This window comes from Paraburkholderia strydomiana (genome assembly GCF_046030495.1).
GTDB classification, from domain to species: Bacteria; Pseudomonadota; Gammaproteobacteria; order Burkholderiales; family Burkholderiaceae; genus Paraburkholderia; species Paraburkholderia strydomiana_A.
In genome coordinates this window covers 439,574-461,164 of the sequence record NZ_JAQQCJ010000002.1, presented here as the reverse complement: position 1 = coordinate 461,164, position 21,591 = coordinate 439,574, and the positions used below count along the sequence as shown (strand labels likewise).

General features: G+C 62.7%; 17 protein-coding genes and 2 pseudogenes. 9 read left to right on the top strand and 10 right to left on the bottom strand.

Annotated elements, in window-relative coordinates:
- Together PQQ53_RS05235 and PQQ53_RS05230 are read right to left on the bottom strand one after the other, a co-directional pair.
- Nucleotides 1-185 (bottom strand): annotated as a pseudogene (locus tag PQQ53_RS05235) (hypothetical protein); the annotation flags it as partial.
- Between the two features lie 146 nt (nucleotides 186-331).
- Nucleotides 332-517: a hypothetical protein gene (locus tag PQQ53_RS05230; RefSeq protein WP_408158041.1), complete on the bottom strand. Its 186-nt coding sequence runs from the start codon at nucleotides 515-517 to the stop codon at nucleotides 332-334.
- Between the two features lie 569 nt (nucleotides 518-1,086).
- Between PQQ53_RS05230 and PQQ53_RS05225 the strand changes: the two are divergent.
- Both PQQ53_RS05225 and PQQ53_RS05220 read left to right on the top strand, forming a co-directional pair.
- A pseudogene (locus tag PQQ53_RS05225) lies at nucleotides 1,087-1,389 on the top strand (LysR substrate-binding domain-containing protein); the annotation flags it as partial.
- 419 nt (nucleotides 1,390-1,808) lie between these two features.
- Nucleotides 1,809-2,567 (top strand): SDR family NAD(P)-dependent oxidoreductase, encoded by a 759-nt coding sequence (locus PQQ53_RS05220; protein WP_408323356.1) that lies wholly within the window; start codon nucleotides 1,809-1,811, stop codon nucleotides 2,565-2,567.
- Between the two features lie 28 nt (nucleotides 2,568-2,595).
- On the opposite strand, the gene PQQ53_RS05215 is transcribed toward PQQ53_RS05220, so the two are convergent.
- On the bottom strand, nucleotides 2,596-3,483 hold the full coding sequence (locus PQQ53_RS05215) for a LysR substrate-binding domain-containing protein (RefSeq protein ID WP_408147350.1): 888 nt from the start codon (nucleotides 3,481-3,483) through the stop codon (nucleotides 2,596-2,598).
- Nucleotides 3,484-3,774: 291 nt separating this feature from the next.
- Between PQQ53_RS05215 and PQQ53_RS05210 the strand changes: the two genes are divergently transcribed.
- Both PQQ53_RS05210 and PQQ53_RS05205 read left to right on the top strand, forming a co-directional pair.
- Entirely contained in the window at nucleotides 3,775-5,052 is a 1,278-nt protein-coding gene (locus tag PQQ53_RS05210) for a ribulose-bisphosphate carboxylase large subunit family protein (protein WP_408147348.1), read from the top strand.
- A 6-nt stretch (nucleotides 5,053-5,058) separates the two neighbouring features.
- Nucleotides 5,059-6,459 (top strand): four-carbon acid sugar kinase family protein, encoded by a 1,401-nt coding sequence (locus PQQ53_RS05205; protein ID WP_408323355.1) that lies wholly within the window; start codon nucleotides 5,059-5,061, stop codon nucleotides 6,457-6,459.
- Nucleotides 6,460-6,625: 166 nt separating this feature from the next.
- Here PQQ53_RS05205 and PQQ53_RS05200 read toward each other — a convergent pair whose 3' ends face one another.
- The 4 genes from PQQ53_RS05200 to PQQ53_RS05185 all read right to left on the bottom strand — a co-directional run bounded on the left by PQQ53_RS05200 (nucleotide 6,626) and on the right by PQQ53_RS05185 (nucleotide 12,318).
- Nucleotides 6,626-8,527 carry a TRAP transporter large permease gene (locus tag PQQ53_RS05200; RefSeq protein ID WP_408158039.1) on the bottom strand — a complete coding sequence of 634 codons (1,902 nt, stop codon included), beginning with the start codon at nucleotides 8,525-8,527 and terminating at the stop codon, nucleotides 6,626-6,628.
- The gene (locus tag PQQ53_RS05195) at nucleotides 8,524-9,555 is read right to left on the bottom strand and encodes a TRAP transporter substrate-binding protein (protein ID WP_408323354.1); all 1,032 of its coding nucleotides are present in this window, start codon (nucleotides 9,553-9,555) and stop codon (nucleotides 8,524-8,526) included. Before PQQ53_RS05195 ends, PQQ53_RS05200 begins: the two co-directional genes overlap by 4 nt.
- Before the next feature lie 136 nt (nucleotides 9,556-9,691).
- The gene (locus PQQ53_RS05190; protein ID WP_408323353.1) at nucleotides 9,692-10,804 is read right to left on the bottom strand and encodes a zinc-binding dehydrogenase; all 1,113 of its coding nucleotides are present in this window, start codon (nucleotides 10,802-10,804) and stop codon (nucleotides 9,692-9,694) included.
- A gap of 68 nt (nucleotides 10,805-10,872) precedes the next feature.
- Complete coding sequence (locus tag PQQ53_RS05185; protein WP_408323352.1) at nucleotides 10,873-12,318, bottom strand: aldehyde dehydrogenase family protein; 1,446 nt, start codon at nucleotides 12,316-12,318, stop codon at nucleotides 10,873-10,875.
- A gap of 167 nt (nucleotides 12,319-12,485) precedes the next feature.
- Here PQQ53_RS05185 and PQQ53_RS05180 point away from each other — a divergent pair, with 167 nt between their 5' ends.
- The 3 genes from PQQ53_RS05180 to PQQ53_RS05170 all read left to right on the top strand — a co-directional run bounded on the left by PQQ53_RS05180 (nucleotide 12,486) and on the right by PQQ53_RS05170 (nucleotide 15,657).
- On the top strand, nucleotides 12,486-13,397 hold the full coding sequence (locus PQQ53_RS05180) for a LysR substrate-binding domain-containing protein (RefSeq protein WP_408323351.1): 912 nt from the start codon (nucleotides 12,486-12,488) through the stop codon (nucleotides 13,395-13,397).
- Nucleotides 13,398-13,552: 155 nt separating this feature from the next.
- Nucleotides 13,553-14,710: a CaiB/BaiF CoA transferase family protein gene (locus PQQ53_RS05175; RefSeq protein ID WP_408147334.1), complete on the top strand. Its 1,158-nt coding sequence runs from the start codon at nucleotides 13,553-13,555 to the stop codon at nucleotides 14,708-14,710.
- Nucleotides 14,707-15,657, top strand: coding sequence for an HpcH/HpaI aldolase/citrate lyase family protein (locus tag PQQ53_RS05170; protein ID WP_408147333.1), 951 nt, complete (start codon nucleotides 14,707-14,709; stop codon nucleotides 15,655-15,657). Before PQQ53_RS05175 ends, PQQ53_RS05170 begins: the two co-directional genes overlap by 4 nt.
- 73 nt (nucleotides 15,658-15,730) lie before the next feature.
- Here PQQ53_RS05170 and PQQ53_RS05165 read toward each other — a convergent pair whose 3' ends face one another.
- Together PQQ53_RS05165 and PQQ53_RS05160 are read right to left on the bottom strand one after the other, a co-directional pair.
- A complete protein-coding gene (locus PQQ53_RS05165; RefSeq protein ID WP_408323364.1) occupies nucleotides 15,731-16,453 on the bottom strand; it encodes an SDR family NAD(P)-dependent oxidoreductase in 723 nt (240 codons plus the stop codon).
- A 652-nt stretch (nucleotides 16,454-17,105) separates the two neighbouring features.
- Nucleotides 17,106-17,999 carry a LysR family transcriptional regulator gene (locus PQQ53_RS05160; RefSeq protein ID WP_408323350.1) on the bottom strand — a complete coding sequence of 298 codons (894 nt, stop codon included), beginning with the start codon at nucleotides 17,997-17,999 and terminating at the stop codon, nucleotides 17,106-17,108.
- A 139-nt stretch (nucleotides 18,000-18,138) separates the two neighbouring features.
- Between PQQ53_RS05160 and PQQ53_RS05155 the strand changes: the two genes are divergently transcribed.
- Together PQQ53_RS05155 and PQQ53_RS05150 are read left to right on the top strand one after the other, a co-directional pair.
- On the top strand, nucleotides 18,139-18,969 hold the full coding sequence (locus PQQ53_RS05155) for an oxidoreductase (protein WP_408147329.1): 831 nt from the start codon (nucleotides 18,139-18,141) through the stop codon (nucleotides 18,967-18,969).
- Nucleotides 18,970-19,076: 107 nt separating this feature from the next.
- The gene (locus tag PQQ53_RS05150; RefSeq protein WP_408323349.1) at nucleotides 19,077-19,379 is read left to right on the top strand and encodes a YciI family protein; all 303 of its coding nucleotides are present in this window, start codon (nucleotides 19,077-19,079) and stop codon (nucleotides 19,377-19,379) included.
- Between the two features lie 86 nt (nucleotides 19,380-19,465).
- On the opposite strand, the gene PQQ53_RS05145 is transcribed toward PQQ53_RS05150, so the two are convergent.
- Nucleotides 19,466-21,232, bottom strand: a complete 1,767-nt coding sequence (locus tag PQQ53_RS05145) for a zinc-binding dehydrogenase (protein WP_408152335.1) — start codon at nucleotides 21,230-21,232, stop codon at nucleotides 19,466-19,468.
- Nucleotides 21,233-21,591: the final 359 nt, after the last annotated feature.

The window sequence follows — 21,591 nt, the reverse complement described above, 5'->3', positions numbered from 1 at the left end:
GGTGGCTGGCCCTGATGTTTGATGACCTCGGCCGCCCCCCGCAGGAAGTCCCCTTGGGGGATCATCCCGACCGGATCGCGCAGGCTGAGCTTGTAGCGAAGGTACCAGCGCACACACGGAACAATGATTTCCCGATCGAAATGCCGGCCATCAAACAACCCCTCCAGAGCCTTCCCCTTGCTCATCGCCCCTCGCCAGATTGATTGGATCGCTACTCTAACCGGTCCAATGAGCCTATTTTCACCAGAACCGCGCAGATAAAGTCACGGAAGCGAATTCAAAGAGGCCCCTCGTTGGCGGGGCCTTGAGCTACGAAAGCACCGTGTTTCTATTAGTACGTCACGGAAGCCCCACTGCCAGTAAAACTGTGCTGGGTAGGAGCGTCATTTGCATAGTCGGCAACGGCCTGGATGATGTTCACGATCTGTTGCGGCAACCTGCCGCCGCTGACGGCGGTCATTGCCGTACGATCCATCTCAACGGCTACGGGGAGGTCTTTGATTACCAGCGTGTTCATTTCGATTCTCCAAAAGTAAATTAGTCAGTCAGGAATGTCAGAGCTTGTTTTGAGGGTGTCGCCACTCCTCGATGAGGATCAAAGCAAAGTGCGCGCCAAACGGTGGCGCTGCGGTAAGCGATCGCACAACTAGTTGAAAATAGCGACCAGTGCGAATTCGTAGACAGACGTGCGCGCAGCGGCCGGTGGGTCGGATCCAACTCTCCGTCTGGCGCTGTGGGTTAGATCACGACACATGCGGTCCGCCTACGTATCCCGTGTCTGTACGATGTCCTCGAGGCTTGGAATCCGATCGAAGCCTGACGACAATGAGTCTGCCGCGGACAGTCTCGCTTTCCCGCCGGACTGCTATGGCCACCATGGTGCTGTGGCCTACGATGGCGAAACTGCGCTCAGGTTCCTTCGTACCGGCGCTTTTGAAATCACTCTCCTTGACGAGAACCTAGCCGACATAAAAGGTAGTGCTGTCGCATGGTCGCTGAGGGAAACGCCGATTCGCTCCACGGCTCTCCTCGTTTCAATGACGGGAGACGCTGTCGGTCGGGGAGACATTGCCCGGCTCTTCGAGCGCACTTTCAAGCAATGACGGCAATATCGTGCTGCGCTGGGCACTCGACGGGCACGGAATATTGATCCGCCCGGAATGGGATCTGGCGAAATATGTTTAGAGCGGCCGGTTGAAACTCGTTTTGCCGGATACTCCGCTGCCGTCTGCGGACCTGCTTGTCTACTACCCCAGTCAGCGAAATCAGACAGCGCGCGCCCGGGCGTTCATCGATCTTCTGGTGGACCATTTTCAGGCGCCGTTCGTCCCGGTGGAGACGGGCGCGTTGATTTACGCGCAAAAGAAGAAGGTTGGGCGGAAGGCTTGAGGTTAATGACGGGTTTGAGTGCGATTGTTGGTGACGGGGTGTCTGACGGTCATTCGCGTGAGACTCTCGAATGACTCCTTCGTGGCGGTGACAGAGGCCAGCAGCTGTTCTACAAGATGCAGATGGCCGGAGGTTCAGGTTTCCCAGCTTAATTTCGCGCCGAGTGATGATCGACAAATTCATCGCGTACTGCTTGATCAGCATAGCGGCTCCGTCGGTATGAAGATGAACCGATGTAACGCGTCCCCTGCGCGCCGCCCCGCCCGTCTCTTGTGACTTTTTCTCCGCGCCCGCGGAGATGTTTTCGTTTGATGGCGCAAGGCCAGCGGCTTATATTTTTATTGAGCCGGCGCATCGTCGCCGTTTCTTCCCGCCGGGACGGCTGCAACGTCCATCAGACAAACACCACGATCACAACAATGACGAACGAGACACCCGTTGCAATCATCACCGGTGCGGCCAGCGGCATCGGCCAGTCCAGTGCCCAACTGTTCGCGAGCCGCGGCTATCGGGTCGCCATCGCCGATCTCCGCGGACCGGCCGCGCTTGACATCGCTGAAGCGATCCGCACGAGCGGCTTCGAAGCAATGCCCGTGACGGTCGACGTCGCTGACGAAACCAGTGTGAAAGCTATGGTCGAAGCGGTCGTCAAGCGATGGGGACGGCTAGACGTCCTGGTCAACAGCGCGGGACTCGAAAGCGCGAAGCCCTTTCTCGACATCACGCCGGAAGAGTTCCGCCGCGTGGTCGAGGTGAACACGACGGGCACGTGGCTGTGCTGCCAGGAAGCGATTCGTCAGATGCTGACGCAAAAAAGCGGCTCGATCGTCAATCTCAGTTCGATCGCGGGCATCAAGGGCGGCGGCATGCTCGGCACCGCTGCATACGCGACGTCGAAGGGTGCCATCCTCGCGATGACCAAATCGCTCGCGCGCGAATTCGCCAAGTCGGGCATTCGCGTGAACGCGGTCGCGCCGGCGTTCACGCTGACCGATTTCGTGCGCCGCCAGCTGGCGACCAAGCCGGAAGGATTCATCGATTCGATCTACGCCGTCACGCCCATGGGCCGTGGCGCGCAACCGGAGGAAATCGCTGAAGTAGTGGCGTTCCTCGCGTCGCCGCAGGCATCGTTCGTGACGGGCGGTGTCTATAACGCGGACGGCGGCACGGCAATGTAAGTCTCATGGCGAGGCCGCAGCTGCCGCGTCATGCGGCCCTGCCTTCGGTGCGCAACAGTTCTTCGCTGAGCCAGCCGACGAGCGCAACAGACTGCGGGCGCGCTTCCAGATGCGGCGCCACCCACAGCACGAGCTTGCGTGGCCCCTTCACGAAGCCAAACGGAGCGACCAGCGCGCCGGAATCCAGTTCGTCGCGCACCAGGATGCGCGGCACCGCCGCCACGCCGAGACCACATTTCGCGGCCTGGATCAGCAGATAGAAATGCTCGAACGACTCCGCGACGGCCGGACGGCACGCGGGTGACAGGCGGCTCGCCTCGTACCAGTTGTCCCACGCGGCGGGGCGTGTGGCGGTGGCGAGCAAGCGCGCGCGTTCGAGATCGTCGGCAGTAGTGATGCGCGTCGTGCGCATGTACTCGGGCGAGCAGACCACGCCGATCCACTCGTCGACGAGCGGCTTCGGCTCGACATCCTTCGGCGGCTTGATGGTGGACAGCCGGATCGCCACGCTGATGTTGTCGCGCGCGAAGTCGATTTCGCCATAGCCCGTGTGAAAGCCGATCTCCAGTTGCGGCTCCTTGCGATGCAGCCTCGACAGGCGAGGCAAAAGCCAGTACATCATGATGGACGCCGAGCACGACAGCGTGAGCGGCCCGGGCCGCACCTGATCGATGCTCGCCTGAATCAGGTTGAACGCGCGGGACAGGCCTTCGGCGAGTCGCGCGCCTTCCGGTGTCGGCTCGGTGGCGTGAGCATTGCGCAACAGCAGCAGCACGCCAAAATTGTCTTCGAGCGAGCGGATGTGACGGCTGATCGCGCCGTGCGTGACGGACAGTTCGGACGCCGCTTCGCCGAAACTGCGCAGCCGCGCGGTGGCTTCGAACGCGCGCAGCGCATTGAGTGAAGGACGGGGCACGCGCAGATTTCCTCGCAGAGGGAGCGCTCGCGCCAGCTGGTACGCGCCGGCGCGGCAGGATTGCCAAATCGGGATTTCAGGCCAAAAGGCGCGACGACTATTGTGAGTTTTTCGCATCGCGCGCGGAAATCATATCGTTTGTAGCTTTTGAGCGTCAATCTTATAGTCGCTCGGAAACAATCATGCAGAAGCGCTCTCGTCGCATTCGCGTGCGCGCCCAAAAAGTAGACGTACGGAGACAAACGGCGCACTCCATTCCGTTCGCGCCGGCCGCAAGGTGAAACCTATAACATGTCCAGGAACATTCGTCCCCGCGCGGATTTCACAGCGCGTTACTTCGTGGAAAGCTCGGTGCCGCTTGCCAAAGCGGCCGAAGTCATCGCCGGTGAACAGTCGAGCGGCACGTTTCTCGCGCTGCCCGGCGAAACCGACGAACTGAAGGAACGCGCCCGCGCCCGCGTGGTGCGGGTCGATTCATTCCCGCCGGTGCTGGAGCCTTCGCTGCGAAGCGCGTTCGTCGAGCGCCGCGAACCTGCGCCGCTCTACTATCGTGGTGAAATCGAAATCGCCTTTCCGGTCGACAACGTGGGCGCGAACCTGCCCCAGTTGCTCTCGACCATCGCGGGCAATCTGTTCGAGTTGGGCGAAATCACCGGCCTCAGGCTGCTCGATATCGACCTGCCCGACGACTACGCGGCGCGTTTTCCGGGCCCCGCGTTCGGCATCGAAGGCACGCGGCGCGTGACCGGCGTGCACGGCCGTCCACTGATCGGCACGATCGTCAAGCCAAGTATTGGACTGTTGCCGGAGCAGACCGCGCAGATCGTCGATGATCTCTGCGCCGCCGACATCGACTTCATCAAGGATGACGAACTGCTCGGCGATCCGTCATATGCGAGCTTCGACGCGCGTCTCGCAGCCGTGATGCCGGTGCTGCATCGCCACGCCGATCGCATGGGCCGCATGCCGATGTACGCAATCAACATTTCGGGCACCATCGACGAGATGCGGCGCCGTCACGACCAGGTGCTCGCTGCCGGCGGCACCTGCATCATGGTGTGCGTGAACTGGGTCGGCTTCGCGGGCGTCGAGCATATGCGCCGTCATTCGGAATTGCCGCTGCACGGCCACCGCAACGGCTGGGGCGCACTCACGCGCTGCCCGCAGCTCGGCTTTTCGTTCTCCGCGTATCAGAAGCTTTGGCGGCTCGCGGGCATCGACCATCTGCATGTGAACGGCGTGCGCGGCAAGTTCTGGGAGCCGGATGCATCGGTGATCGATTCCGCGCGTTCGTGTCTCGCGCCGTTTGCGGGCGTGCAGCCGCTGATGCCGGTGTTCTCGTCGGGACAATGGGCATCGCAGGCGCCAGATCTGTACAACTCGCTCGGCTCGGTCGATCTGATGCATCTCGCGGGCGGCGGCATCATCGGACATCCGCAGGGCATTCCGGCGGGCGTCGCGAGCATGCGCGAAGGCTGGGAAGCGGCGACGGAAGACATCGACCTCAACACGTACGCGCAGACGCACCCCGCGCTCCGCGCCGCGCTGTCCCACTTCAAGGCGATCTGAGCGACGATGAGCGAAGCCAATCATCCGACGTTGCGACTTGCCTTCTATGGCGACGATTTCACCGGTTCCACCGACGCACTCGAAGTGCTGGCCTTCGCGGGACTGCGCTGCGCTCTGTTTCTGAAACCACCGACGCGCGAACAGCTCGCGGCGCTCGGTGGATTCGACGCGATCGGCGTGGCGGGCGACAGCCGCGCAATGACGCCCGCCGAAATGGAGCCGGCGCTGCCGCCGGTGTTTGCGGCGCTGTGTGCGCTCAACGCGCCCATCATCCACTATAAGGTCTGCTCAACGTTCGATAGCGCGCCGCATATCGGCAGCATTGGGCGCGTGATGGAAATCGCGCGCAAAGGCTTTGGCCCACGCCCCATTCCGATCGTCGCGGGCACGCCGGCGCTGAAACGCTATTGCACGTTCGGCAACCTGTTCGCGCGCTCGGCCACGGACGGCAAGATCTATCGCATCGATCGTCATCCGATCATGAGCGTGCATCCGGTCACGCCGATGGACGAAGGCGATCTCCTGCGCCACTTCGCGCGGCAGACGGACTTGCCGCTGGATGGCTTCTTCCTGCCGAATTTCGATGATGGCCGCGAGGCGCTCGATCGCGCGTGGCAGGCGGCGCTCGACGCCGCGCCCGCCGGTCTGCTGCTGGATACCGCGACGCGCGCGCATCTGACCGAAGTCGGGCGGCTGCTTGAAGGCTATGCGAAGGCCCTCGGTCCGGTGTTCGCGGTCGGCTCGTCCGGACTGGAATACGCGATGACGCAATGGTGGGCCGAGCAAGGCACGCTGCCCGCGATCAAGCGTTCGTTCGACCGCATCGAGCCGGCCGCGCCGATTCTCGCGATATCGGGCAGCGCATCGCCGTTGTCGGCGGCGCAGATCGATGCGGCGATCGCAGCGGGTTTCGCGGACATCGCGATCGATGCCCGCGCGCTGATCGACAACCGCGAGGGCGCACGCGCATTCGACCACATCGTGAATCGCGCGCTCGACGCGTTTCGCGATGGCCGCAGCGTGATCATGCACACGGCGCGCGGGCCGCGCGATCCGCGCATCGGCGAGATGCTGGAAGCACTCGTGGCGCAAGGCATGACCCGCGACGATGCGCGTCATCGTGGTGGCCGCGCGCTCGGGCAGCAGCTCGGCGCGATCGCGGATGCCGTGCTGAAGGCCCAGCCGTTGCGTCGTCTGATTCTGTCGGGCGGCGATACGTCGAGTCAGGTCACGCAGGTGCTCGGCCCGGATGCGCTCGAAATCGACACGCGCCTGACGCCGGGGGCGCCGCTGTGTCGCGTGATCTCCGACAAGCCGCATCTGCGTGAACTCCAGGTGGCACTGAAGGGCGGGCAGATGGGCGATGCGGGATTCTTCGTCAATGCGCGGGGCGGGAATGTCGCGTGATGCTCGCTGATTGACGCAGACGTTCGCGGGCGGCAAGCGAACGGAAGGTTCGACACGAGCTCGCGAACCCGCGTAAGAAAAAAACTGCGATGCCCCAAGCATCGCCGCCCCCAGGTGCCCAGGTCTACCGCTTAACCTTGATTCAACCCGTCGAAAAGCTCGAGCCTCATGACTTCAGGAATCCGATAGAAATCCACGGCACCGCCGCAATCACGATGATGCCGAAGAACAACGCGATCATATAGCCGATGATCGGCCGGATGCCTTCGTCCGGATGGATCTTGCTGACCGCGCAGGCGCCGTAATAGCCGACGCCGAACGGCGGCGAGAACAGGCCCATACCCATCGACAGAATCACGACCATCGCGTACTGCACTTCGTGGATGCCCACGTCGCGCGCGATCGGAAACAGCAGCGGCCCGAACAGCACGATCGCCGGAATGCCTTCCAGCACGCTGCCCAGCAGTACGAACATCATCACCGACACGGCCATGAAGCTCACCGCGCCGCCCGGCAGATGTTCCATGAACGACGCCAGGCTATGCGAGAAGCCCGATTGCGTGAGCGCCCAGGCCATCGACGTCGCCGTGCCGATGATGATCAAAATCGCGCCCGACAGTGCCGCCGTCTCGACCAGCATCGGCGAAATGCGCTTCCAGTCGAACTTGCGATAGATGAGCAAGCCCGCGATCAGCGAATAGACGATGCCGACCGTCGACACTTCCGTCGCTGTCGCCACGCCTTCGACCACTGCGAAGCGGATCACCACCGGCAACGCCAGCGCGGGAATCGAGATCACCAGCAGCTTCGCGATTTCCGACCCCGGCGCACGTTTGGCCGACACCGGGTCGGTGCCGCGCGCGCGCCACCATACCAGCACGCACAGCGCCAGCGCGAGCACGAGACCCGGCAGCAGACCGCCCGTGAAGAGCGCCGAGATCGACACGCCGGTCACCGAGCCGATCGTGATCAGCACGATGGAAGGCGGCACGGTTTCCGTCTGCGCGCCCGTCGCCGACAGCAGCGCGACGAGTTCGCCCGGCTTCTCGCCGCGCTTCTTCATCTCGGGAAACAGGATTGGCGCGACGGCGGCCATGTCGGCGGCCTTCGAGCCGGAAATGCCCGAGATCAGATACATCGCGCCGACCAGCACGTACGACAAACCGCCGCGCACGTGACCGAGCAGCGACGCCAGGAAGTTGATCATCGCGCGCGCCATGCCCGTCATTTCGATCAGCAGGCCCAGGAAAATGAACATCGGCACGGCGAGCAGCATAAGCTGCGACATGCCTTCGTCCATCCGGCTCACGACGATTTCCAGTGGCATCGACGTGGACAACGACAGATACGAAAACACCGCCAGCCCGAACGAGAACGCGATCGGCATGCCGGACAGCACGGTGAAGCCGACCACGCCGACGAAGAAGATCAGCAGATTGAGGTTACCAAGCGATTTAAGCGCCGGACCGGCCGTGTGGAGGCCGGCGACGACCGCCGCGACCACCACGATGCCAATGATCGCCTGCCTCCAGCCCAGCGCCAGAAGTTTGACGACCGACATCAGCAGCATGACCGCCACGCCGTAGACGATCGCCGCGACACGCAGCGCGTCGTTGATCTCCAGCGCCGGCGTGACGATCCCCCATTGTTGGTTGATGTACGCGTATACCGGCGCCGCGATCAGCCCGAGAAAGAGCAGGCTGGCGACCAGCGAGACGGTGTCCCAGATCGCCCTCCACTCCTTGCCCGCACGATTGACGATCGCCGTCATCCGCATGTGCGTGCCGCGATGCAGCGCCGTCGCGGCGCCCGTCATCGCGAGCCACAGGAACAGGATGCCCGCGAGTTCATCACCCCACACCAGCGGGCGGTGAAACACGTAGCGGGCCATGACGCCGCTGAAGAGCAGCACGATCTCAGCCAGCACGAGCATGGCCGCGGGCACGGACACGATCAGCCCGAGCACGCGGTCGGCGAGCGCAAGCCGCGACGGACTGGAAGAGGCGCCCGGCACGGCGTTGCCGTCGTGCGCCCCTTGCGGGAAATCCTCAGCGATCTGCGTTCTCATGCCAGTTTCCCGGTGAACTTCTCGAGCAGCGCCCATTCCTCTTCGCCGAAAAACTGCTTCTGTTCGGCGTAGAAGCCCCCTTTCTGCAGCACTTCGCGGAAGCCGCTCATGTCGGGCATATTGAACTGCAGGCTCTTGCTTTCCAGCGACTGCTGCAGCGACGCGTTGAGCTTCGCCACGTCCTGGCGTTGCAGCATCGCGTAGGCGTTCAAATGCTTCGAGACGACGTCGCGGACGTTCGCCGGCAGCTTCTCCCACGCCGAGCGATTGCCGAGGAACCAGAAACCGTCCCACATGTGGCTAGTCATCGAGCAGTACTTCTGCACTTCATAAAGCTTGGCCGTGTCGACCACCGCAAGCGCGTTTTCCTGACCTTCCACAACCTTGGTCTGCAGCGACGAATACACTTCGTTGAAGCTGATCGAAGCCGGCGCGGCCGACAGCGCACGGAACAGCGCGATCCACAGACGGCCCGGCGGGACGCGGATCTTCATGCCCTGCAGGTCGCCGGGCGTCTTGATCGGCCTGGAGCTGGTCGTGATCTGGCGAAAGCCGTTGTCCCACACCTTGTCCTGCACCACGAGACCGGCCTTGGTAATGAGGCCGCGTAGATGCGCGCCGAGTTCGCCGTCGAGCGCGCCGAACACCTGACTGTAGTCCTTGAACGCGAAGCCCACGCCGGTGATCGCCGTCTTGGGAACAAGCGATGAGAGGGCGTTCGCGCCAGACAACGTGAAGAACTCCAGCGCACCGGCGCGCAGTTGCGCGAACATGTCGGGGTCGCCGCCGAGCTGGTTGTTCGCGAACACGCGAATTTCCATGCGGCCATCGGTCTCCTTCTTGATGGCATCGGCGGCTTGCTGGATCCGCACGTTCAGAGGATGCGACGCCGGCAGGTCGGTACCGACCTTGTAGCTGAATTCCGCCGCCTGCGCGCGTCTGATCCACGGCGCGCCCATCATGCCCGAGGCGGCGGCCGCCACAGTCCCAGCGCCCGTAATGAGGAAGCTTCGACGATCGATTTTCATGCTTTGTCTCCTGACTATTTGGTCTGCCATGCATCGTTCCGGCGAAGGGTGCGCGGAAAAGGGCTTCTTTTTTAAAGGTCGCCGGAGCGAGCCGGCGGACGTGCAACGGTGCCGCTGCGAGAGACTGGCCTGCTCCTTAGTCGATTGTGATGACGGGCTTCACTTCCTCCAGGTTCTTCATGCGCTGCATCGCGATATTGACCTGATCGAGTGTGTAGCGGCCCGTGATCATCGCGTCGAACGGGAAGTCGTGCTGATGCCTCTCGAGGAACTGGAGCGCGAGCGAGTAGCTGCGCGCATCGCCCGAGAACGAGCCGAACACCTGCAGGTTCTTCTTGACGATCATCGAAGGCGCGATCGTCGTAGAGGCTTCGCCCAGTTGACCGACCACCAGATAGCGGCCGCCCTTGCGCGCGAGCGCGAGACCTTCCGCGAACGCCGCCGGCACGCCGGTAAATTCCATCACGATGTCCGCGCCACGGCCTTCGGTCTGTGCGAGCACCGCATCCAGACGCTCCGTCGCGGTCGTGCTTTCGACCGGAATGCAGACGTCAGCGCCGAAACGCTCGGCCATCTGCAGTCGCGCCGACGGCGATCCGATCACGATGATCTTCCTGGCACCGCGCACGCGCGCGTTCGCGGTCGCGAGCAGGCCGAGCGGACCGGCACCCTGAATCAGCACGGTTTCAGTCGGCTCGATTTCGCCGATTTGCGAGAACGCGTTCATTACCGAGCGCAGTGCGCAACTGGAGAGGCTCGCGAGTTCGTTCGGCACCGAATCCGGCACGCGCAGACGGCCTGCCTGCGGCAGGATATAGCCGTATTGCGAGAAACCGCCGAGCAGATACGGCGCTTCCTCGATGTTCTCGTACATGTACGCACGGCGGTTCGTGCAGAGCGTCGGCTTGCGCGCGGTCGTGCAGAAGAAGCAGCCGCCGCACGATGTGTGCGTGTACACGACGCGGTCGCCCACCTTGAGCGGCGTGCCGACGGAGTCGGTCGTGACGCCCGCGCCCGCGCGCACCACTCGGCCCACCATCTCGTGACCGACGATCACCGGCAGATTCACTTTCAGCGACAGCGAGCCTTGCCACAGATGGACGTCCGTGCCGCAGATCGACGACATTTCAAGCTTGACGAGCGCGGCGGAAGGTTCGATGTCGTGCGGAATCGGCACTTCCTCGATGGCGAGCGGCGCCTTGAATTCACGCAGCACGGCTGCGCGGGAAAACTCGGGAACGGCGGTCATGCGATGTTGTCTCCTCTGGCTTGTAATCGATAGCGCGGAGCCCGCGTGTGACGCGGGCCCTCTCTCCTTTAGCCGTGCTTCAACACGACTGTCTTCGCGACGGTGTATTCCTTGAGCGCCTCAAGACCCTTTTCGCGACCGTGACCGCTACGCTTCACGCCACCGAACGGCAGTTCGATGCCGCCGCCCGCGCCATAGTTGTTGACGAACACCTGGCCCACGCGAAGCTTCTTGGCGACGCGCATCTGGCGCGCGCCGTTCTCCGTCCATAGGCCGGCGACGAGGCCATACGCGGTACCGTTGGCGATCGCAATGGCTTCGGCTTCATCTTCGAACGGGATGGCGGCGAGTACCGGGCCGAACACTTCGTCCTGCGCCAGTTCGTGCTCCACCGGCACCGGTCCGAACAGCGTCGGTGTGACGAAGTAACCGGTCGCGACCGCGCTCTCGTCGAGCCTGCCCTGGGCGATCACGTTGATGCCGTCGTTGGTCGCGCGCTCGATGAAGCCCTTCACCTTGACCTGCTGCGTGCTGTTGATCACCGGCCCGCACTGGAGGTCCGCCGCAGGCGCGCCGACGCGCACGTCGGTCATCTTCTCCCTGAGCACGGTGACGAAGCGGTCATAGATCGAGCGCTGGATCAGCACGCGGCTGCCCGCCGAGCACGTCTGCCCCGCGTTCTGCGTGATGACGCCGACGATGGTCCTGGCGGCAGCTTCGAAATCGGCGTCCTCGAACACGATCTGTGGCGACTTGCCGCCGAGTTCCAGCACGCACGGCACGTGGTTCTTCGCGGCCGCCGTCTGGATCAGCGTGCCGACTTCGGGCGAACCGGTGAACGACAGGAAATCGACATCCGTATGCTGCGACAGCGCCGCGCCCGCTTCCTCACCCAGACCGGTGACGAGGTTGATGACGCCGGCCGGCAAGCCCGCTTCGTGCGCGAGCGCGGTAAGGCGGGCACAGCTCATGCTGGCGTCCTCGGCGGGCTTCAGCACGACGGTGTTGCCGGTTGCAAGCGCCGGACCGATGGTGCGGCCGAACATCGACGCCGGATAGTTCCAGGGGATGATCAGACCACACACGCCGCGCGCTTCGCGCTGCACGGTGACCTGATAGCCGTCGAGGAACGGCAACACATCGCCAAGCACCTTGTCGGCGGCGCCGGCGTAGAACTCGAAATAGCGCGCGGTCGCCTTGATGTCCGTGCGCGCCTGCGTGATCGGCTTCCCGGTGTCGCGTGCCTCGAGTTGCGCGAGTTCCTCGACGTTGTCGAGGATCAGCGCGGATAGCTTGCTCATGATGCGGCCGCGCTCGAAGCCGGCCATCGTGCTCCACGGACCGCTCAGCGCGGCGCGCGCGGCAGCAACGGCACGCTCGACTTCGGCCTTGCCGCCCCGCGAGATCGCTGCGAATACTTCGCCGTCGATCGGCGAGCGAACTTCCAGCGATGCCTGCGATTGCGCGCCGCTCCACTCGCCGGCGATGAAAATGGTTTTAGCCTCCGTAGGCATGCCTGTCTCCTGTTCGATGTAGCGGTTATCGGTCAATTCCGCTTAGGTGAAAAAAAGTATATGGACATCGCCAGCGCCGCTACAAATACGAATTGGCAATATTGGGTATAATCCCTTCCTATGGCCTGCGGTTCTGCTCATAGTCGCACATATAGGAGATAAAACGCATGGACATCCGCCAGATGCGCTATTTCGTGGCCTGCGTCGATGCGGGCAGCCTGTCCAAAGCGGCGCTCGCGCTGTCCATCTCGCAGCCTTCGCTGTCGCAGCAGATTTCCGAAATGGAAGGCAATCTCGGCGTGCCGCTGCTTCTGCGCAGTTACTCCGGCGTCGCGCCGACCGAAGCGGGCACCACCTTCTACCGGCACGCCCAATCCATCATCAAGCAGTTCGCGCAGATGCGCGCGGACGTCAAACGCGGCGAGCACACGCTCTCCGGGCAGGTCGCGATCGGTTTGCCGACGAGCGTGTCCTCGATGCTCGCGGTACCCTTGTTCGAGCGCATACGCTCGCGATATCCCGGCATACAGTTGCAGATCTTCGAGAGCATGAGCGGCTATCTCAACGAACTGCTCGCCAACGGACGGCTCGACATCGCCGTGCTGTTCCGCGAAACGGAAACGCGCGGCGTCACGGTCATTCCACTCTTCAACGAGCGCCTCGCCGTGCACGGCGCGGCGTGGGTCGGCAAACCACGCGGGAAAACCGTACCTCTGGAAATGCTCTCCGACGTGCCACTGGTGCTGCCCGGCAAGTCGCACGGCCTGCGTCTGCTGGTCGAGCGCGCGTTCGAAAGCGCGGGACTGAGCCTCAACGTCGTCGCCGATATCGACTCGCTGCCGACCATGCTCGAAATCGCGCGCCGCGGCGAAGCGGCCACGATCCTCTCCGGCTTTCCCGGCCGCGGCAAATCGAAGGACACACTGGCGCGCTACATCGTCAGCCCGACGCTGGAGCGCTCGGTCGCACTGTGCCGTCTCAACGCCGTGCCGCAGACCGCGGCGTCCCGAGCGGTGCAGGACTGCATGCGCGAACTCGTCGCCGAGATGGCACCGACGCTCGGCTCGTCGCCGGCGTGAGGCCGCATTCATCACGTGAACGGAGACTCTATTAGTCACGCCTATATCCCATAGTTCCAAACAGTATTTCCTCCTGACGCGCGGTCGGCGCTACGATTTTTCGCGAAGCAGCTCAACACGCCGTTATCGTGACCCGCACAATCAGGAGACAAAGCATGTCGCTTCCGCTTTCGGGCATCACCGTCGTATCGCTCGAACAAGCCATCGCCGCGCCACTCGCGTCCCGTCATCTGGCCGACTGGGGCGCACGCATCATCAAGATCGAACGTCCCGACAAGGGCGATTTCTGCCGCGACTACGACACCGTCATGAACGGCATGTCGAGCCAGTTCGTCTGGACCAACCGTTCAAAGGAAAGCGTCACGCTCGACATCAAAAGTCCCGAAGGCGCGGAAGCGCTCTTCGCGCTACTCGAGACCACCGACGTATTCCTGCAGAACCTCGCGCCCGGCGCCGCCGCCAGGCTCGGCCTGGACGCCAAGGCGCTCGTCGAGCGCTTCCCGCGCCTGATTGCCGTCGATATTTCCGGCTACGGCAGCGGCGGACCGTACAGCAAGAAGAAGGCCTACGACCTGCTCGTGCAGTGCGAATCTGGCTTTCTCGACATCAACGGCAGCGAAGCCGAGCCGGCCAAATGCGGCCTCGCGATTGCCGACATTGCCACCGGCATGTACGCGCTGAACGGCATCCTTATGGCGCTGTACAGCCGCGAGCGCACCGGCCGCGGCACCGCATTCGAGGTCTCGCTGTTCGATTCGATGACCGAATGGATGAGCTACCCCGCGTACTACGTGAGCGGCAGCGGCAAGCCACTCAAGCGCAACGGCATGCGCCACGCGACCATCGCGCCGTACGGACCGTTCCGAACCGGCGACGGCCGCAGCATCTTCTTCGGCATCCAGAACGAGCGCGAATGGGTGTCGTTCTGCCATGTCGTGCTCGGTGACAGGAGTATCGCCGTCGATCCGCGCTTCAGCAGCAATCCGCAGCGTCTCGCCCATCGCGACGCGCTCGAAGCGCTCATCGAAGCGCGCTTCGCCGACTGGACCAGCGACGACGTACTCGCGCGCCTCGACAGCGCCGCGATCGCCAACGCGCGCATGAATTCGGTCGAAGAGTTCGTTGATCATCCGCAAGTCCATGCCCGCCAGCGCACGCGTGAAGTCGATTCGCCGACCGGTCCGCTGACCATGTTCGTGCCGGCCATCACCATTCCGGGCGTCGAGCCGGTGATGATGCCGATTCCCGCCGTTGGCGAGCACACGCAACGCGTGCTCGACGAACTGAGCCTGAAGAAGCGGAGCGCTGCATGAGCCGGGCCGACGACTATCGCCTGACGCGCACCGTACTCGCGGTGCCGGCCAACCGCCGGCGCCACGTCGAATCGGCGGCCCGCTCCACCGCAGACGCGGTGTTCCTCGATCTTGAGGACGCCGTACCCGAATCCGAAAAAGCCGACGCGCTGCACGGCGCGGTCAGCGCGCTGCAAGAGCTGGACTGGGGCAACAAGACTGTACTGGTGCGCGTGAATGCTTATGGCAGCCGCACCGTCGAGGACGAGATCAGGACGCTCAGCCCGCTTGCGCGGCTCGATTCGCTCATCGTGCCGAAGGCCGAGCGTCCCACGCATATCGAAGACATCACGCGCATGATCGACGCCGCAGAAGGCACCGCGCGCCGCGCGCCCCTCACGCTGGATCTGCTGATCGAAACCGCGCTCGGCCTCGTCATGGTCGATCGTCTCGCGCAGAGCAGCGCGCGCATCACGGCTCTGCATCTGGGCGTCGGCGATTTCGCCGGATCGATCGGCGCACGCAGCGCGGAAATCGGCGGCTCGCCGGACGGCTATCGCCAGACCGTGCCCGGGGCTGAAGGCCGTTACTTCGAAACGCCGCTCGATCTGTTCGCCTATCCGATGATGCGTGTACTGGTCGCGGCGCGCGCGTTCGGTCTGCGCGCGATCGATGGACCGTGCGGTGCATACCGCGATGCGACGCTCACGCGCGCATGGGCGGAAAAGGCGGCGGCTCTCGGTTTCGACGGCAAGCAAGTGATTCACCCCTCGCAGATTGAAGCAACACGCGATGCGTTCACGCCTTCGGCGCAAGACCTTGCTTTCGCGACCCGCGTCGTCGAGGCGATGCGGCAGGCGGAAAGCGAAGGACGCGGCGCCGTGGCCGTCGATGGAAAGATGATCGACTACGCGAATCTGCGTATGGCTCAGCGCATTCTTATGCTCGGCGCGGCGGACCGTCGCTGAGCAGAACGCCGTCTGGAATTTCGTGGTTCCGGACGGCTTTTTCATTGCATCTCTACTCGGGTGTCGGCGCGTGTCAGACTGCGCCCGCGCCCCACGACAGGAAGCCGCCATCGACCGGTAGCACCACGCCGTTCGTGTAGGCCGCTTCGTCGGAGGCGAGATAGCAGATCGCGGCGGCGATTTCCGATGTCGTACCGTAGCGCCTCATCGGAATGGCGCGCGAATATTCCTCGCGGAATTTGTCGCTGTGCAGGACCTTGGTCATCGGCGTATCGACGGGACCCGGCGCGACCGCGTTGGCGGTGATGCCGTAATCGCACAGTTCGACGGCCATCTGACGCGTCAGCGCGATCACCGCGCCTTTCGACGTGCCGTAAGCAGTGCGGCCCCGGCCGACCGCGCGCATGCCCGCCACCGACGCGATATTGACGATGCGTCCCCAGCGGCGCTCCATCATCATGCGCGCGGCGTATTGCGCGCACAGCAGCGTGCCGGTGACATTGACATTCATCGTGGTGAGAAAGGTATCGAGCGGATAGTCGATGAACGGCACCAGCTTGGCGATGCCCGCGCCGTTGACGAGCACGTCGCAACGGCCGTGTTCCTTCGCGATCGTCGAGAACGCGGCCGCGATCGATTCCGGCTTGCCCACGTCCATCTGCACCGCGGATACCGACAGTTCCTGCGCGGACAGGCGTGCGGCCGTGTCATCGGCGCTTTCTTTGTTGAGGTCGGCCAGCACGACGTGATAACCGCGTTTGCCCAGTCGCTCCGCCGCTTCCGCGCCAATGCCCATCGCGCCGCCGGTCACGACTGCGACGCGGCCGGTCGCGCCGACTTCGATCGTCTTCTCCACGTTGTCTCCAGATTTTTTGGGTCAGAACCCGAGTTTGCCGGATTCGCCGCCAGTGCCGGCGCCTCTAGGCTGCCGCCTATGGCTCACGGCTCAGGCACGATCCCATTATCGGAGACGTACAGGGGACGCTCAATGGATATTAATGCAGCGTATTGTGAGTAAAGATCACTGTAGCGTCGTGCGATACGCGCGCGGTGAGATGCCATCCCGGGCGCGCCGACGGCGTTCTGAATGAACGGATTGGGCGTTCACTGCGTGCGCGCGTCCATGCAGTGGCGGCATTCAATAACGGCGAGGCAATGACGGATGCGACGATTAACGGAATCGGTATCGCGCAATTACCGGTGTTTCACGCGCGGCCGCGTCGCGGCACAGCACTTCATCGAAGAGGGCGCCTTCGTCTTCATCTTCGGCCACCGACAAGAAGCGCTCGACGCCGGCAACGACTACACAGGGCCTTGACGCATCGTGCAATCAAACGTCCCACCGATTCTTTCTCCCCCTCGTCGAAGCCGCGCTTGGTGACGGTGTCACAGCGCGACTTCGTTTTATGAAGAGCGCTTTTCGAACCGCACAATGAATGGCCCGTGCGTCATTTCAGATGCGCACGTGCGAAGTCGATAAAAGCACGCAGCTTGCGTGGCATGCCGCCAGGATTGTAGTAATAGAGGTAGAGCGCGGTCCTCGGAACCCAGTCGTCGAGCGCGCTCACCAGCCGGCCGGCCTGAATATGCGGTGCCGCCGTGCGATGTTGAAGGTAGCTAAAGCCAAACCCGTCGAGCGCGGACTGCAACAGCAGGTCGTTGTCGTTGGTCGCGATGCGTCCTGCCACCGCGATGCGAATCCTCTCGTCGCCCTTCTCGAATTCCCAGCGATAAAGCGCGTTCGTGTCGGCACTCCGGTAATTGGTGCACTCGTGTCCGAGCAACTCCCTCGGATGCGCGGGAATGGCTCTTCCTTCGAGATACGCGGGCGACGCCACAATGCAGAACCGCATGTTAGTGACAAGCGGTATCGCCACCATATCCTGCGTGAGCACATTGTCGTATCGAATGCCCGCGTCGTAGCCTTTGCTGGCAATATCGACGAGACTGTTTTCAGCTATGACGTCGATATTGATATCGGGGTATGCGGCGAGGAAATCCCGCAGGATCGGGCTGATCACCAGTGAAATCGCCGAGGGCGGCACGTTCAGCCGCAGTGTGCCCGCCGTGTCGCTCGATGCGCGGCCAATTTCGCTAAAGGCAAGATTCAGTTGCTCCAGCAACGGCTGGACACGAATGAGAAATGCGTGACCGGCTTCCGTGAGGCTGACGCTGCGCGTCGTCCGATTGAAGAGCTTTGTGCCGACCTGCTTTTCCAGCTGGCGGATGACGTAGCTGGCCGCGGAATTGGACATGCCCAGCGCTTGCGCAGCGGCGGTGAAACTCTGCTCCTGGGCGACGAGCACAAACAAGGACAAGTGAGAAAGATCGGAACCGTTCATTATGCAAATTCATTGCATGGACCATTTGCATTATGCCTCTTTTTTTTGTAACGGCATGCGGCCGATACTGTGACGCACATGGCCGCCAGGCGGCGTCGCCATCCTGCAATCGTCCATTGGGATCAAGGAGAGTTCAATAATGAAAACGTGGTTCATCACTGGCGTCAGCTCGGGTTTCGGTCGCACTTTGGCCGAGACGCTCGTGTCTCGCGGCGAGCGTGTCGTCGGCACGTTGCGCAATGAGGGTCAGCGTACGCAATTCGATGCCTTGTCGCCCGGCAAGTCGTTCGGCTACCTCCTCGACGTCCGCGACCACGAGGCGGTGCGTCGCGTGGTCGCGCGAATCGAAGAAGAAGTCGGCGCCATCGACGTCCTCGTCAACAATGCCGGGTATGGATACGAAGGAAGCGTCGAAGAAGCCACGCCGGAGGCCATGCGCGCCCAATTCGATGTAAACCTGTTCGGCGCGGTCAGCGTGTTGCAAGCGGTACTTCCGTTCATGCGCAGCCGTCGCGCAGGCCATATTCTGAATGTGACCTCGATGGGCGGCCTGATGACGTTTCCGGGCGTGGGCGTCTACAACGCCAGCAAGTTCGCACTGGAAGGCATCAACGAGGCACTCGCCTCCGAGGTCAGGCAATTCGGCATCAAGGTCACGGCCATCGAGCCCGGTGCATTCCGCACCGATTGGGCAGGACGTTCGATGACGCGCGCAAGCCGCACGATCTCCGACTATGCGTCGCTCCTCGAACCGATCTCGGCATCCCGCGCCGCGCGCTCGGGAAAGCAGCCGGGCGACCCCGCGCGAGCCGCCCTCGCGATGATCAAGGTCGTGGAATCGGAGCATCCGCCCGTACATCTTCTGCTCGGTACCGACGCGGTGAAATTCGTGCGCGAGAAGATCGCAACGTTGACGAAGGAAATCGACGGTTGGGAATCGCTTAGCCTGAGCACCGACTTTCCCGAGTGAGCGCGTGCACTGCGACTTCGTTTTCTGGATCGCCGTTCGGCGGCGGAGTCGCGGGCTCACGCAGGCCGGATTCAATTACGTGTCTTCGAAATTTCGTTGGGGCGCTCATGTTCATTGTTCTCCTGCAGTACATACAACCTCTTTCTGCCATTGAGGTTCACCTCGAAGCGCATCGGCTTTTTCTCGACCACCACTATGCAACGGGCCGTTTTCTGGCTTCCGGTCCGCAGATACCACGAACGGGCGGCGTCATTCTTGCCAAAGCCGCGAGTCGAAAGGAACTCGACGACGTGCTCACCGGGGATCCCTTCTATCGTGAACAGGTCGCGAGCTATCAGATCATCGAATTCGAACCGACCAAATTCGGTGCGGGTGTCCAGACGCTTCTTGCAGCGCCGCTCGTTGAATGAATGATGACGCCATCTGCAACGTGTCTTCAGATGCGTTGCGGGCGCCAATCAGAAGCGAATTCTCACCGGGGCGCCCGCTAGCGGGTTCAGCTCGCGATGTCCACCACCAGCTTGCCCCTTGCCGCGCCTGCCCTGATGGTACGGTAAGCATCGCACAGGTTGTCGAGTGTGAAGCGCCGCTCGTCCAGAACGGGTAGCAGCCGTCCAGATTCGATCAATCGCCGCGCCTGATCGAGAATCTCGCGATGATGCTTGCGTCCCTCGCCGGACAGCAACGGCGGCAGGATGAACACGCCGGAATAGGTCGCTTCCTTGAAGGACAGCGGGGCCAGCGCATAAGTGCCCCACCCCAGACAACTGACCACATGACCGAAGCGTCGGACCGCCTGGAAAGACGCATCGAGCGCGGCGCCTCCGACGGTATCGTAGACGTGATGGAAACCGCGCCCGCCCGTGAGGCGCTTCACGTAATCGAGAACAGGTTCAGTCCGCTCGATGAAGGTCGCGCCCAAGCGCTCGATGACCGCGCGGCTATGCGCCGATCCGGTCGCGAAAACCTCTGCACCGAAAGCGCGCGCGAACTGGATCGCAACATGGCCGACGCCGCCGGCACCACCCTGGACCAGAACAGTATCTCCTGCACCAACGGCCATACGATCAACCAGACCCTCCCACGCGGTGATGACCACGGATGGGAGCGCAGCCGCCTCCCGCATCGAAAGGTTCGCCGGTTTTGCCGCCAGAAGGTCTGCGTCGACTGCCGCATATTCCGCGAGCGTGCCCTGCAGTCCGCCGACGCCGCCGGCCATGCCGTACACCTCGTCGCCGGGCACGAAATCCGTCACTCCGGAACCCACCGCTTCGACGGTGCCGCCAAGATCAATGCCGAGAATGGCCGGCAGACTAGAGAAACAGGGCGACTTGCGAACGCCGAATCTGAAGAGGAGACAGGCATGACGAACAAGAAGGTCTGGTACGAAGGCGAATCTTACGCAGAATCTTCTCAGGCTCGTCCGGGTCTGTGAGGACCCGTGTGCATTGCCGACGAGAAACTCAGCGACATCGAACCCGACTCCACCTGCGCCAATGATCGCTACGCTATTGCCGACCGAACTGCTACCACCGAGCACATCGATGTAAGACAGCACCTTCGGATGGTCCGCACCTTCAATGTCCGGTGTGCGCGGTCGCACGCCAGTTGCAACCACAATCTCGTCAAACCCTCCGCCTCTGAAGTCGGATGGCATCACATCCGCGCCAAGGCGAACGTCGACACCAAACGTTGCCAGACGCGTACGAAAATATCTGAGCATCTCGTTGAATTCGCTCCTTCCCGGAACCGCACGTGCGAGGTTCAGCTGTCCGCCAAGCGACGCCGCCGATTCGAATAGTGAAACATAGTGCCCCCGCCCGCTCGCATTGATTGCAAACGCCATTCCGGCTGGACCGCCGCCGATAACGGCAAGCTTCTTCCTTCTCGTAATCGGACTCGGGACAAACTCGATCTCGCGTCCGGCTCGCGGATTGACAAGACAAGTAGCGGAACGATCAGTGAAGATCCCGTCGAGGCACGCCTGGTTGCAAGCGATACAGGTATTAATCTCTCCCGGCCGACCAAGGCGCGACTTCTGTGCGAAGTCTGGATCGGCTAGCAGTGGTCGCGCCATGGATACGAGATCGGCCGAGCCCGCTGCAAGAATCCTTTCAGCTCCATCGGGCGTATTGATACGGTTCGACGCAATCACAGGACGGGTAACAGCGGCCTTGACGTGCGCCAACGTCATGCAATACCGGGCCACGGCGCGTTTTGTCCAATAACGAGCGCTGCCGAAGGTCTGCTCGTTACCGGTCAATGACGAATCTGTAATCAGCGAGCAAGAGTGCCGTCATTTACCGGATCCCATAATGACCGCACTGTCTCAACGCCAGCAAGGCGCGTTCAGGTTCAGTCGCCCGAGTCGATCGCAATCGCGGACGGAGCGCGCGTGTGCACCTTGATCGCACGAACGTTTACGTCCCGCTTAAAGAGGCATCCGGTATCGCCGGGCCTCCTTGTCGCAGACGACGACTCTCGCCGAATATCTGGATTCTCATGAATGCCCGCTTTGCCTTGCGATCGTTCTCGTCGCGCTTTCCACCGGCGGTTGTGCGAGTACTCGCCCGACTGAATCCGGAACAGGGACACCTCGAACAGGCGTGCGAACGTCGTCCT